Origin of the sequence: Paenibacillus sp. FSL K6-1230 (assembly GCF_038002385.1) — a bacterium.
GTDB lineage: Bacteria > Bacillota > Bacilli > Paenibacillales > Paenibacillaceae > Paenibacillus > Paenibacillus massiliensis.
Genome location: NZ_JBBOCK010000001.1, coordinates 1,161,467 through 1,176,427, shown reverse-complemented (window position 1 = coordinate 1,176,427; position 14,961 = coordinate 1,161,467). Strand labels below are relative to the sequence as shown.

The following is a 14,961-nucleotide window of genomic DNA, read 5'->3' as shown; positions in this document are numbered from 1 at the left end:
ATAGTTATATAGACCTATATTGCTAGTGTCGGCAGTTTGCTACCTACTGTCAAGCTATGAGCGAAAAGTTAACACAAATTGGTGAAAGTTTAATAAACCCTTACATAAAATCAGGCATCATGCCCAATATCGAACCCTTCTGAAATATACGAACCTATATTATAAGGACCTCTGTGTCAGGGAACAATGACATTCCGCATGAACATTAGAATCTATCCAAAGCCATGAAATAGACATGGTTATGCTCAGCTCAGCATCTATACTTTAAAGCAAACAGTTATAGCAAATAGTACATAACTAAAAACGAAGAGCAGCACCCCCTAATACAGGAGAATGCTGCTCTGCTTCGCTTTAACGATTATGAGGATGAATGTGACCTAAATCTACTTGTAGTGAATCTACATGAAGATGACCAAATCATTAGAATATCTGATCAACCAAATAGGCGGACCCATGAGATAAGATCAGTCCAGATCGTAGATAGACCCTACCTTCAGACCGTATAGCTCATTATAAATTTTCTCAGCAAAGGCGTCTGTCATTCCGGCAATATAGTCAATGACCATATGCTCCCAGGTCCAGATCGGATTCGGCTTGGCCTGATCGCGCTCATAGCGCTGAAGCCAGTCGCTCGGAATAATCGACTTCGAGGTCTCCGGATCTAGAAAAGCCTGCCATAAGCGCTTCAGCATCCATTCGCTTCGCTTCTGGAGACGCTGCACTCGCAGATCACGAATCATCGTCACCCATGCAAAGCTCTTCAAGACACTCACCGTGCGCAGCATATCCAGATCCTCTTTCCCTTCCTTCACGAAAGTAACCTTCTTCCAGTTGCCATCTTCGATGACACCAAGACTGCTTACGAACAAGCTTACCCAGTAAGCCTTGACCTCTCGTCTCGTCCGGGAATAGTCGTGCTCGCAGAGTGGCATTTTGCTAGTCCATACCTTGAGGAATTCCGACAACACCTGATCCACCTTCGGACCAATCTGCTCCTCCGTCCAGCCTTGCCAGAAGGCATCCTCCAGCGTCGTAATCTTCTCTACAATCAGCCGCTTGAGATACGGATCATAGAGAAAGTGTTCATGCACCTCAATCTTGCCAGCCTTGATGCCATCCTCCAGATCATGAGCCGAATAGGCGATATCATCGCAAAGGTCCATGAGCTGAGCCTCCAGCGTCTTCTTCCCATTCGGAATTTCCCAGTCGTTGCGAATAGCCTGAATATATTGCCACTCGTGCAGATACATCCCCTTCTTATTTACCGTTCCCGGGTACGGATATTTATTGACACCCAACAGGACTGCATCCGTCAGATTCAGGCCATCAATATTCTCACGCTTCTCCAGAAACATCATAAGCCGAAAGTTATGAGCATTGCCTTCAAAGTGCTCATACTTATGTCGCATGGCGACGCGTGCTTGCAGAGCTGGTTCGGATTGTGGCGGAAAGCCCTGTGACAGCGCCAACTGCTCGGCTTTGGTATGCACCAGCTGATCCAGAATACCATCCAGCACCTCTTCTCCCTTATGTCCAAAAGGAGGATGCCCGAAGTCATGAGCAATGGAGGCACATTCGACGACCTCAGAGTCAATGATCAATCCAGGATTATCGGCCTGCTCCGCCAGCACCTCCGGGTAGGAGCGAATCAGACTGCGCGCAGCCTCTCTCGCAATCTGGGCAACCTCCAGAGAATGGGTAAGTCTTGTCCGATAATAATCGCCTGTTCCAGCGCCAAACACCTGCGACTTTCCTTGCAATCTTCGAAACGTCGGCGAATGGATCAGCCTGGAATAATCTCGTTCATATGCAGCTCGCGAAGCATCCACACGCAAATCCTCAGGATGCTGGCGATGTTCTCTTTTTGATTTCCATGTCATACGTTTCACTCCCAACCTATTGGAGTGATTATACACATTTTTAGGCTTTCCGAAAAGCGTGTAGCCACTGCCATGCCCAGACTTCCCTCTTCTATTTCATTTTAGGGTCAAGTACATCACGCAGCCCGTCACCCAGCAGGTTGAAGCCAAGAACAGTCAGCATGATGGCGAGGCCTGGGAAAAAGACGGTCCAAGGTGCCGTCTGAATGAACTGCCTGGAATCCGACAGCATTTTGCCCCATTCTGGGAGAGGCGGCTGAGCCCCCATGCCCAGAAAGCCAAGAGCAGCAGCCTCAATAATAGCTGTGCTAATACCCAGCGTACCCTGAACAATGATCGGTGTCAGGCTATTCGGAAGGATGTGTCTAATCAAGATTCGTGCATTGCTCCCCCCCATAGCCTTCGCCGCTGTAATGTACTCTTCGTTCTTCAGACTGAGCACCTTGGAGCGGACCAGTCGTCCGTAAGTCGGTACATTCACAATGGCAATGGCGTATAGGGCATTTTGTAAGGAAGGCCCCAAAATCGCGACAATTGCGATGGCCAGCAGGATGGCCGGGAAAGCTAGCAGGATATCAAACAAACGCGAAATGAGCATGTCCACCCATTTTCCAAAAAAGCCTGCCATGATCCCCAGTGCCGTGCCTACCACAATCGAACCAATCACAGACACGAAGCCTACCCACAGAGAAATTCTGGCCCCATAAATTGTGCGTGTCAGAATATCCCGACCCAGATCATCCGTCCCGAACCAATGCTCGGCTGATGGTGCCTGCAGACGGTTGGTCAACTTCTGCTCCTTATAGTCTCCTGGTGCGATCCATGGAGCTCCAAGCGCTATTATAATGAAGAAAATAATAACCAGCAGGCCAATTACCGCTGACTTGTTACGCTTGAAGGACCTCCATGCATCGCGCCATGGCCCGGATCGTGGTCTCGCTGGTACAACGACTCGCCGCTCCTGGGTATTCAACATCATCTCACTCATAACGTCCTCCTGCCTGTCTTTACTGGTAGCGAATCCGGCGGTCAATGAAAGCGTACAGCAGGTCAACCACTAGATTAATTACAACGAACATAAAGGCAATAATCAGAATGCCACTCTGAATAACTGGATAATCTCGGGCACTGATGGCTTCATAGATATAGCGTCCGACACCTGGCCATGCAAAAATGGTCTCTGTCAGAACTGCGCCACCCAATAAGGAGCCCGTCTGGAGCCCTACGACCGTCAGCACGGGTATGGCCGCATTCTTCAAGGCATGTCGATATACGATATAAAATGGAGCGAGCCCCTTGGCACGTGCAGTGCGAATATAGTCGGAGCTCATCACCTCGACCATGCTGGAGCGAGTCATTCGGGCAATAACCGCCATCGGAATCGTACCAAGCGCAATACTTGGCAATATGAGATGCTTGATGACTACCCATAGCTGGTCCCAGCGACCTGCCAGCATGGCATCAATAACTGCCAGATTCGTCACCGACTCCACCGGATCACGCGGATTCATCCGGCCAATCGACGGTAGCCATTGCAGCTTGTTCGCAAATATCCACTGCTCCATCAGTCCCAGCCAGAATATTGGCATGGACACACCGACAAGAGCAACCACCATACAGGCGTAATCGAACCAGGAGTTCTGTCTCCATGCACTGATAATCCCGGCATTTACCCCGACGAATAAAGCAAAAAACATGCTCGCCGCCGTCAACTCCAGCGTTGCTGCAAGATAGGGTAGAATTTCCCGGGCAATGGGCTCTCGGGTCCGAATAGAGTCACCCAGATCGCCACGCATTAGCTCGCTAAGATAAGCTCCATATTGTTGAATCCAGGGCTTGTCGAGCCCAAGCTGATCTCGTAGTGCTTGCTTGGATTGCTCTGTGGCTTTATCTCCCAGAATCGTATCTGCAGGGTCCCCCGGAATGGCATGTATAATAGAAAATACAATGATCGTCATGCCAAAAAGTACTGGAATTAATACAAGTATTCGTTTGAGTACGTAAGAATTCATGTCAGGTCACCATCCACTAGCTCAGACATGAACATGTCGGCGGCTGTCCCAATGCGGCTTACACATGCCGCGGAACATACCGCCGAGGTTCACTTTGTCTGAGGTTATATCTTACTCAAAGTAAATGCTGGCATATGGCTCGGAGCCAGTTGGAGATGGGGTATAGCCTTTCAGATTGGATGAGGCTGCCATAAGTGGTGTCGTATGAACCAGCGGAATCCACGGGGCATCTTCCTTGATGATGACCTGTGACTGCTTGTATAGCTCGGCACGCTTGTCCTGATCCACTTCCTTCTGTGCCTCCACCAGAATGGTATGCAGCTCTTCATTTACATAGAAGCTTCGGTTATTGCCTGGAATCGTATCTTTATCCAGCAGGGTGTAAATGAAATTGTCCGGGTCACCGTTATCCCCTGTCCAGCCCAGCATATACAGGTCATCCTTCTCTCCAGCCTTCAAGTCATCCAGATAAGTAGCCCACTCTGGGGATTGGATGCTGACCTTGACGCCGATCTTCTCCAGATCTGCCTGAATAGCCTCAGCAACCTTACGGCCATCTGGCATATAAGGACGGGATACCGGCATCGCATAGAAGATAAGTTCCTCGGCAATGCCATCAGGGTAGCCAGCCTCAGCCAACAATACCTTCGCCTTCTCTGGGTCGTAGGCGTAATCCTGAATTTCATCGTTATAGCCCCAAAGGGTTGGTGGTAAAGGATTCTTCGCCACCTGAGCGGAGCCACCAAAGAAGGCATCCACAATAGCTTGCTTATTGACAGCGTGGTTCAGAGCCTGACGTACTTTTTTATCATCAAACGGCTTCTTCTTCGTATTAAAACCAACATATCCTACATTAAAGGAAGGACGTTCGATCTTCTGCAGGTTCGCATTGCTCTCCAGTACAGTCAGATCATCCGCATTCAGATCCTCCATGATGTCGATCTCACCATTCTGCAAGGCATTGAAGCGAGCCGTATTGTCGGGAATGGAACGCACAATCACTTTGTTCAGCTTAGGCAAGCCTTCCTGCCAGTAATCCGGGTTCTTCTCCAGGGTAATGGAATCATTGCGCTTCCACTCCTTGAATACGAATGGCCCCGTCCCTACCGGCTCGCTCTTGAAATTGGTAGTCTTCTCCTTCACAGCTGTCGGACTGGCAATCCCGAAGCTGGACATGGCAATATTCTGCAAGAAAGGCGCCTGCGGCTGGTTCAGCGTGAATTGCACCGTATGCTCATCAACGGCTTTGACCTCCTTGATCACCCGGCTATCCTCACTACCGAACATGGAATCATAATAATCGAAGGAATCTCCCTCGAACTTGTATTCACTGGCTGGGTCACTCCAACGCTCGAAGTTAAAAACCACCGCCTCCGCATTGAAGTCGGTTCCATCATGGAATTTGACTCCCTGACGAAGCTTGAACGTGTACGTCAGACCGTCTTCAGCCACTTCCCAGCTCTCGGCAAGAGAAGGCTGGACTTTTGTGGAACCCGGCTCATAGGACAGCAACGTATCATATACCTGCTGTGCAATTTTCAAAGATTCTCCGTCTGTAACAATACCGGGATCAAGTGCTACTGAATCTCCACCCCGTCCGAAAATCAATGTATCCTGTACTGTCGCATCCTGTTCAGGTGCCGGCTCATTGCCCGGCTCAGGTGCTGCCTCATTGGAGCCTCCACCGCAACCGGAAATACCCACCATAACCGCCAATACAAGAATCAGTACACCACTCCACCATCTTCTCTTCAACATTGAATAACCCCTTTCAGCAGCATTTATATAATGAATGGATGTAACACAAAATAAACGTCACTAAAATGACATAATATATACCAAATAACATATATTCACTGTTAATATGACAACAAAAGACGGCATACGTCAAAATGACGCAGACATCCAGTGGATCTTAAATGTAGAGACACATTCGATTAGTGGATTAAAAGGTACTGGACTAGAATGGACTAGAGTTTACTAGAATAACCAGAATTATTAGAGTTGAGTTGACTAGAATTTGACTGGAATTTGATTAGAATTCGATTTACTGCGAACCTGGAAGTTGGGTAGCATACACTGCAATATGATCATATATAATTGCATTCCTCGGCGGACATATGCTGTAGGTCTAGTAGAGTTGGCTTGCATACTGGATGACTTACTGTAGATGAGATCTAAGCTAGTGGAAGAAAAACAGAACATGGATGTCTTGGCATGGTGTTAACGCGGTGAAGGATCGCTCTTGGTGTACGGGGTTTTCTAGTGTATGTAAATCCTGTCGTGGTATGGAGCATCACACTGCTACACGTCAAGTAAAATAACATACATAACAATTGAAAAGAGGTGATTAATGGTAACTTTACAATAGAACAGAAGAATAGACAAGTCTTTTTTACATTTATTCGTAATTGGAATTAAGTTAGCTTATTCATGGTGTTAAGTATAATGACAAGATAAAATTTCCTTATAAAATAAAAAAAAGGATGACCTCCACCTTCATTCACACCATGCTTTGCTTAAGCTCATGGCTTTCCGATCGGTAGAAGGACATCCTCAGCAACATTCCAGTATATTCGTTATCCCTATTACAGCTATGATGCCATCATATTTGTGCATTTGTGCATTTGTGCATTCACAAATTTCACACTATATACACAGCTACAAATATACGTTCATGCGAGCGATTCGACGCTCCCTTACATCGTATGCCTCCGGCTCCTCAAGAACAGCCCCTTGAATTGCTTTGCTGCTGCCGTCCTTGTACATTAACTCGTAGCTTGTGGCCAGCGTGTTCTGCGAAAAAGTATCCTGTCGATTCGCTCGAATATACGTCACTTCACAGCTTCCCAGTAAGCGGAATGACAGCGTTCCCTCTGAGTCAAAAAGCCAGTCAGGCAGACTCGGCGCAAGCCGGAAGGTCAGCCTACCCTGCTCATATCGGAACGGCTTCTCTCCCATCATCATATACAGCCACATATGAAGAAATTCAGCAGTAGAGCCACTGAGCCTTGCAATAAATCCTGTGCCATGCAGACTCTCGTCCGGATTCGCACTGCTGGCAATGAAGGAGCTATTCTCCAGCGTACTTCGTCCATAGACTGCTGCATCCATGAACGGGGGCAACGCGCGCTGCAGGTCTGCAAAGAATTCATCATACAGCCCGTTACGCAGACACTCCAACAGATATTTGAATTCCATATGCATGAATATGGACTCGTTCTCCAGCCAGCCCGGTGTAAATGCACGAGAGCGGCCTAGCTCGAACGGCTGCCCATCCAGACTTTCATTAACCTTATACATCCCTAACGCTTCATCATACAGTCCACTACTACGGATATGGCGGTGCAGCTCCTGTGGCGAGATTGGCGCTCCCTTCACCTTCAATGCCCGAACAGGTCCCTCCAGAAAATGCGGAAGATCATGTCGCTTGAACGCCTTGATCTCAATCTGGCTGTGTCCATCTTCATTTGTACTAACCTCATACTGACTAGCTTCATAGTAAAAGTACGTAGGATACAGGCCTTCACCGATGTCCAGCGCTCTCTTCATCCCCTCGTGCAGCTTACCCTCAGCCTTGATCAGAATACGTTGAATACGAGCCAGCTTCAGCTCCTCCTCCGCCCCATCAAAGCCCCAACGAACAGCCCATCGGTAAGCCTCTCTAGCCTCCGACACCGTAGCCCAGAAGGTATGATCCCGCTCACGTCCATGCTGTGACTGTTCGTAGGCTCCAAGAGCACAGTCCACTCTATCCACGAGCCGAACCATCTCGACCGGCAGTCGAACCGTGCTATCCTGTGGCAATTGTTGAAGTGCGCTCAGCAGGAACTGGATCATACGCTGCAGCTCGCACAGCTCTCCGAATCCAGAAGCCATAAGTCCTGGAAGCCCATTCATTGAATCATTCCAGCCCGGCTTACCAGCCTCCATCTCAATGCCTAGACCCTCGGGGTCGAGCGTTGCCAGCTTGATCATCGCGAGCGAGAACAGCTTCTCTAGCAGATTGGATAGATAGATCTCTCCCTTGCCCTGCTGTGTACGAACCCAGCTCGCATCCCGCTCACGAGCATGGAGCTGTGCCTCCTTCTCCTTGCTTTCCAGCACGGCCCCATACTGACGAATTCGTCCATCATCGAGCTGTACATATTTATGCTGACGTGGCTGCACCCAGGCAGGACTGTCATAATAACGATATTCCCTGGTCAGGAGCAATGTCGTCAAGCGATCAGGGTAGACGCCTAGATAGCTTTCGATCAGGTCCAGATTATATGTCCAGTGATCTGTCCAGTAGCCTTCGCCAAAATCCGCCTCGAAGCTCTGTTCCGAGCAGCCCAGCACCCTTGTTACGAGCTCTGGAGGATCAACCGTTAGAACTTTCTTGAACCGCTCACTCCAATCGACAAGCTCCCCCGGTGTATAGTGACCTGACAAGAGTGCACGAAAGGACTCATGCGCTTCAGAACCAACCAACTGAAGCAGTTCCTCATCCATGGTACGAAGCCGGAAGCTACAGCCTTTTACTACAAGTGGATTGTAGCCGTCAGGCTGAATGAAGCTCATGAACATGCGGATGTTGAAATCCTCAATCTCCGGGTGGAACCATACATCATTGCGGCGGTTCTGATTGGCATCCCGAAAGTTCCCATTGCCTTGTGAATACGTTCTTGCCTGAAGCTTGAAGAAGTTATAATCTCGCTCCAGGTCCCCATGCTTGCGTGAGTACACATGATAGACGTGGGGCTTCTCCGTGCCATTATCCAGCAACAGCGGATAACCACCTCGCAGCAGGTTATCCAGATAACTCTGGCGGCAATATTCATCGAAGAGCGGCACCGCAGAACGGGTCTCCATATCGTCGGTCAAAGCATGAGCCAACTGCTCCGCTTCCCGCTCCTTCCGCTGGATATAATTCATCGTGGCCAGTTCATTAAGCCGTTCTGTAATGTCCTCAATGCGCTGAACATGACCGATGACCATACAGTGGCGAACTGTCGCCCCTGCAGCCAGTTCAACGTCATATCCGCTGAAGGCACAAGGAACCTTGTTGGTGGTTATCTGTGGCTGGTTCAGCAGCTCCCGAATGGAGGTACGAAGAAATCCCTCTGGCATGGTCAGAGCCGTATTGCTGCCAAATATAAGACCGGGATCTACCAATGGTTGGAGTAGCTGTTCGTGGCCATTTTGCTCCATGAAGCTATACATAAAATGACCTGCTTCAATCCTGTGAACCTCGCTCGTATCCGCTGTACTGCCGCGCAGCTTGTAGAACGGAACCTGGCTACCCAGTCCCTCGACATCCATCCAGCTCTTCAGGGTGTAGCCTAGCTCTTTGTACGCTGCATTCTCGATCCCGAATGGCAGGACGGCAGGCATTCCGTCCAGTACCTCCAGCTCCAGGGCTGCATCACTGGTATTCCGTAGCTCCACCTGCCGCACAAGGGCAGCATGGCTCTCGCCAGGTAAAGTATAGTACCGCACCTGCACTTGAAGTCCTGTATCCGTATCCGAACTCACCAGTTCCAGCTGATTCCGTGAGATTCGCATCTGCTGTTGTTCTTGCTCTTGGATGTTCATGGTCGAGAAAATCTCACGATAGCCCCATTCATAGGAATCACCTGAAGCACTCCTGTTACTCTGCTCTGAGGAGGACGTTGGATCAGCCGTGGCTTGTGCAGGATCCATGTGCTGCAAGGCAGGTCTATGCTTCACGAACGTGCGAAAGCCATGCAACGCCACGAGGCTATAGCTGCGATCCGCTGGAAAAAATTCCATGATGGCACCATTCTTGTCCTCAACCCCGAAGCTCGCAATCCCCTGTCCGCGATTCACATAATACGCCCACATCGGGATGCCATCAATGCCAGCAATTCCCGGCAGGAAGCTGGAGAACGGCTTCACCTGCTGATACTGGTCAATTACGAATTTACCTTCGTCATCAAAATAGTAATTCGTTGTCATACGTCACCTCACTGCTCCAGCGCGTTGGCGGCAATGACCTGGCTCATCCAATACGCACTTTGCTTTGGAGTACGCTGCTGTGTGCCGTAATCGACATAGATAATGCCAAAACGCTTGCTATAACCGAACGCCCACTCAAAGTTATCGAGGAAGGACCACACGTAGTACCCCTTCAGTTGCCCACCCTCTTGTATAAAACGGTGACAGGCAGCCAGATGATCATGAATATACTGCTGCCGCTCCATGTCCTCAACTACGCCTTCTACAAGCTCATCCTTCATGGCGGCACCATTTTCAGTAATGAAGATCGGCAGCCCCTTGGTATAATTCTGCTCCACATGCTTTAGCAATTTGTACAGGGATTCCGGATGAATCTCCCACCCCAGATCTGTGACCGGCTCAGTAAATTTGATCTGCTCCAGCTGTAAGAGACTGTCATTGACGGCTGCCTTGACCACACAACGCGCATAGTAATTGATTCCCAGAAAGTCGCCAGGCTGGTGAATCTTCTCCAGATCTCCTTCCTGTACAAAATCCATCCCATGTACATGCTCTCCATACCATGCGATCATATCCTCTGGATATCTTCCGTGAAAGACTGGCTCAGCGAACCAACGATTCAGGAACCCATCCCGTCGAGCGGCTGCTGCAACATCCTCATTGGATGCGGACGCTGCATCTACATGCTCCATATTGAGCGTAATTCCAATCTGACCCGATAATCCCTTTTGCCGATGCAAATCCATCGCAATACCATGGCAGAGCAACAGATGATGAGCAGCTGCGAACGCCTCATACCAGTTCTGATGTCCCGGCGCATGCTCTCCAGTCCCGTATCCAAGAATCGACGCGCAATAAGGCTCATTAATAGTATTCCACCAGCTTATACGCGCTCCGAAGCGATCCATCAACGTAGCTGCATAAAGCCGGAAATGCTCCAGTACCCCGCGATGGGTCCAGCCACCCATATTCTGTAGCCATTGCGGAAGGTCCCAATGGAACAGTGTAAGCATAGGGATGAGTCCAGCTTGCTCCACCTCATCCAACAACCGGCTATAGAACGCCAACCCTTCTTCATTGACAACGCCAGGTGCAGGGATAATACGCGGCCAGGCAACAGAGAAACGATAATACTGGAAGCCTAGTTGCTTCATCAAAGCAATATCCTCCTGATAGCGGTGATAGTGATCACACGCAATATCACCGTGATCCCCATTTACCACCTTGCCAGGAATACGACAGAACGTATCCCACACAGAAGGCACGCGGCCCCCCTCAGCGGCTGCTCCTTCAATCTGGAATGAAGAGGTTGATGTCCCCCATATAAAGTCATTTGGAAAAACCAAAGCATGATTACCCATCGCACAAACCCTTCCTTTCCCTGCCTATAGCATGATTACTTCCTCCTGGTATACTCAGGACTTCACAGCCCCCGCCATTGCTCCACCCACAATAAAGCGCTGCAGCAGCACATAGAGCACTACCAGCGGCAACGTCACAATCAGAATCCCACATGCCAGCAGCGGCCAGTTATTCATGTATTGTCCATAGAAGGTGAACAAGCCCTTGGTGACAGGCTGATAGGACGGGTCTGACAGATAGATCGTCGGTCCGATAATGTCATTCCATACACCGATAGCCGTCAGGATCACGCCCGTAGCCAGAATTGGCTTCATTAGAGGTATGAGGATCGTGAACAAATAACGTGTATAGCCACAGCCGTCCATTGCAGCCGCCTCATCCAGCTCCCGGGACACGGACTTGATGTATCCTGTGAACATGAGGAAGGCAATCCCCGTCCCCGTTGTCTTCAGTAAAATAAAGCCGATCTGTGTATTGTACAGACCAAGACTGTTAATCAACGAGAATTGCGGAATCAGAGGATTCGGCAAATACATCGAGATTAAGAAAAATACATAGATCAGACTGCTGAATCTGACATATCTCCGTGCAAGTGGAAATGCCGCAAAGACAGACAGCATTAGTGTGAGCACAGTCGATACTCCGGTGTAAAGCACACTGTTCCACATATACTGCGAGAAATTCCCGCGTTCCCATGCCTCCGTGAAGTTCTCCATGCGCATCCCTTCAGCCAGTGCCACAGGATTAAGTAAATATTCACTTTGCGTCTTCATGGAGACATTGAACAGATAGAATAGAGGGAAAATGTACAATGCCAGCATGATCAATACGATGACATAACTGACAGTACGTGTGACCTTGCTCTCCTTCATTACATTTCCACCTCTCTTCTACGCAGATAATACAGAGCCACCATCGAAATAACGAATACAAACAGGAATTGAATCATGGCAACCGCAGATGCCAGACCATAATCCGAGGTACCCGTGCCGAACGCTGTCGCATAGACATCAAAGGCAAGGGTCGTCGTATTGAATTTGCCTCCGGTCAGGACGTAGATAATATCGAACGTCTGCAGCGCACCAATGATGGACAGCAGCATATTCACCGTGAACGCTGGAGCAATCATCGGGAACGTAATGTTCTTGAACGCCTTCCAGCCTGATGCTCCGTCCATATAGCCTGCCTCATACAGATCCGATGGAATGGATTGCAGCCCGGCCAGGAAGATGGTCATGGAATAGCCCATATACATCCAGATTTGCACGAAAATAATCAGCTCAAAGGCAACATTGTAGTCTCCGAAGAAATTCGAGCTCGTTCCAAAAAAGTTCAATATCGACTGCGCAGGTCCGCCGAGCGGATTAGCAACGAGCTGCCAGATCAGGCCGGATACCGTAACACCAAGCACGACTGGAAGAAAGAATACAGCTCGGTAGAACGTATCTCCTCTGAGCTTTTTGTTAATGAGGATCGCCATGAACAGACCCACGGCATTCTGAATCACTACCACGGCGAACGCAAAATAGAGCGAACGCCCAATCGCAGCAATCCGATCCCCTGAATTGGAGGAACTGAAGAATGTCCGGTAATTCTCAAGGCCGACAAAGCTCCAGGATTGTCCCCTTACCCCTGTGGCGTCCGTGAAGGAGAATAACACCGTAACCAGCGAAGGGCCAAAGCCAAACAAAGCATATAACAGCAGTGGAATGCCCAAATACAGGTACGGGACAAGCCGTGCTTTTCCTTTTCCGAAAGGATACATCGTTCTCACACCTTTCATTTCGTTGAATCTGATCATCTGTTATTTGATATAGGTATTTCAGGGGCACACATTCTCCTGCAAACATAGCTCACGCCGGAACACGGCCCGGGACGATGTGATAGCAGGCATACATCCTGAGCGTGATTCCGGCGCGTTCGTGAGCTATAATATCGAATTCTATGTGAACAGCTGTTTGTTTGTCTGACTGACAAGTTGTTTGTCTAACTGACAAGCTTACTTACTTACTTACTTACTTACTTCGGAGCAGCGGCATCCCAATCGGCCTGAGACTTCTCGGCCAGCTCCTTCGGACTTGCCAGTGGTCCTGCTGGCGTCAGGAATTCAGCATGTACACTGGACTCGGAGATGAACTGTCCGACGTTCTGGCGATTAATGAACAGCTGATCCCAAGAAAGCTTGAAGTTATCCAGATTCGGCTGAATTTCCTTAATGAACTCACTGGTGAGCGCCACATCGGATTGTGTCGGCAGGAAGCCTGCTGTGTTCACGAAATCCGTGTAGTTTTCCTTTTCAGACAGCATCTCAAGCCACTTCAGGGCGTAATCCTTCTTCGGAGAATTCTCGACTACCATCCACGTCATATCGTATTTGCCCGCCAAATCCTTGTTCTTCGCAGGGTCATTGCTGCCTGGAATCGGGAAATATCCGAATTTGAGCTCTGGATTGGCCGTCTGAATCGTTGTTGCATCCCACGTACCATCGGCGATCATGGCTACTCGTCCGGTTGCAAACAGACTTGGCAGTGTTCCATAGTCCACACCCATAAAGCCTGGCATTGCATTGTTCATCAGCACTTGGGCTTTCTCCAACACCTCCAGCTGCACTGGATCGGTTAGCTTGCTCTCCCCCGTCCATAGGCCTTTAATATAGGCTAATTGATCATCATGAATGGAAGCCTGCAACCCTTGCACCGCAAGGTTGATCGGCCATACGTCCTTGCCTGCCAGTCCGATCGGCTCAACACCGTTGTCCTTCAGCACTTTCATGACATTCAGCATTTCATCCCATGTGGTTGGAACTTCAAGATTGTATTTAGCGAATATTTCCTTGTTGTAGTACAGTCCTGTGAACGCAACCTTCCCCATATTAACGCCGTATACCTTGCCGTCATACGTCATTGCGTTCTCAACGTCTACCGGATTGTAGTTCTTGATGAACGGCTGATCACTCAGATCAGCAATTAGCCCTGCGTCGATCCATTGCTTCCACATGGGGTCAGCTGCTCCAGGGGACCATTCCTGCGGGGCACCCACAAAGCTGAATTTCAGTGGAATAATATCCGCGTCTCCCGTTGCACCAGCATTCATACGAGTCTGCATCAGCTGATCATAAGTCGCATCTGCCGGAACCGTCGTATACTCCACCGTTACCTCTGGATATTTCTCCTCGAACTTCTTGTTGAATTCCTTAATGTAGTTGTTGATATTCTCCTGCTGCCAGTGAATAATCTTCAGGGTAACCTTGCCGCCCGCACTCTGCCCCTGCTCTCCATCACTACTGGAGCTGCTAGAGCCGCCACATGCAGCCAGCACCAAAATTAAAACGGTTACAATAGACAATGACAAAATTTTTTTCAGCATGTCTGAATCCCCCAACTTGGTATGAGTTGATGTTAACGAAATCAGTTTCGTTATTTACACCCCCATTATGTACCTCACATGGAATTTTGTAAATAGCTTATTTCAAATTTTTTTGACGAAGCTGTCATTTGGAATCACCTGCTACAAGGCGAAGTGCACCATGAATGTTCTTGTTAGAAATTCATGTTACACATCCGCTGCATCCACTAATATGACTGCCTGGTATTACTGCTAATCCTCCTTGATAATAAAGGAATAATACCGAATCCCATGCCAAGAACCCTACTATATTTTCTGGCAAAAAATCATCCTGTAGATAATGACCCTTCTACAATAATCCTTTGGTAATACGCTGAAAGAAACGTTATAGAACGTTATAG

At 48.9% G+C, this 14,961-nt stretch carries 9 protein-coding genes; all 9 read right to left on the bottom strand.

All coding sequences use genetic code 11. The features are described 5' to 3' along the window. Window positions 1-464: 464 nt before the first annotated feature. Entirely contained in the window at window positions 465-1,880 is a 1,416-nt protein-coding gene (locus tag MKX74_RS05090; RefSeq protein WP_028591103.1) for a deoxyguanosinetriphosphate triphosphohydrolase family protein, read from the bottom strand. Window positions 1,881-1,971: 91 nt separating this feature from the next. After that, window positions 1,972-2,868: a nickel transporter permease gene (gene nikC / locus MKX74_RS05085; protein WP_341177706.1), complete on the bottom strand. Its 897-nt coding sequence runs from the start codon at window positions 2,866-2,868 to the stop codon at window positions 1,972-1,974. Window positions 2,869-2,887: 19 nt separating this feature from the next. Continuing rightward, window positions 2,888-3,892: an ABC transporter permease gene (locus MKX74_RS05080; RefSeq protein WP_341177705.1), complete on the bottom strand. Its 1,005-nt coding sequence runs from the start codon at window positions 3,890-3,892 to the stop codon at window positions 2,888-2,890. A gap of 111 nt (window positions 3,893-4,003) precedes the next feature. After that, window positions 4,004-5,650: an ABC transporter substrate-binding protein gene (locus tag MKX74_RS05075; RefSeq protein ID WP_341177704.1), complete on the bottom strand. Its 1,647-nt coding sequence runs from the start codon at window positions 5,648-5,650 to the stop codon at window positions 4,004-4,006. A gap of 903 nt (window positions 5,651-6,553) precedes the next feature. Beyond that, the gene (locus MKX74_RS05070; RefSeq protein ID WP_341177703.1) at window positions 6,554-9,853 is read right to left on the bottom strand and encodes a cellobiose phosphorylase; all 3,300 of its coding nucleotides are present in this window, start codon (window positions 9,851-9,853) and stop codon (window positions 6,554-6,556) included. An 8-nt stretch (window positions 9,854-9,861) separates the two neighbouring features. Next, the gene (locus tag MKX74_RS05065; protein WP_341177702.1) at window positions 9,862-11,214 is read right to left on the bottom strand and encodes a GH1 family beta-glucosidase; all 1,353 of its coding nucleotides are present in this window, start codon (window positions 11,212-11,214) and stop codon (window positions 9,862-9,864) included. Window positions 11,215-11,268: 54 nt separating this feature from the next. After that, window positions 11,269-12,087 (bottom strand): carbohydrate ABC transporter permease, encoded by an 819-nt coding sequence (locus MKX74_RS05060; protein ID WP_018885080.1) that lies wholly within the window; start codon window positions 12,085-12,087, stop codon window positions 11,269-11,271. Next, the gene (locus MKX74_RS05055; RefSeq protein ID WP_025679080.1) at window positions 12,087-12,980 is read right to left on the bottom strand and encodes a carbohydrate ABC transporter permease; all 894 of its coding nucleotides are present in this window, start codon (window positions 12,978-12,980) and stop codon (window positions 12,087-12,089) included. The genes MKX74_RS05060 and MKX74_RS05055 overlap by 1 nt, the downstream gene beginning before the upstream one ends. 254 nt (window positions 12,981-13,234) lie before the next feature. After that, entirely contained in the window at window positions 13,235-14,581 is a 1,347-nt protein-coding gene (locus MKX74_RS05050) for an ABC transporter substrate-binding protein (protein WP_341177701.1), read from the bottom strand. Window positions 14,582-14,961: the final 380 nt, after the last annotated feature.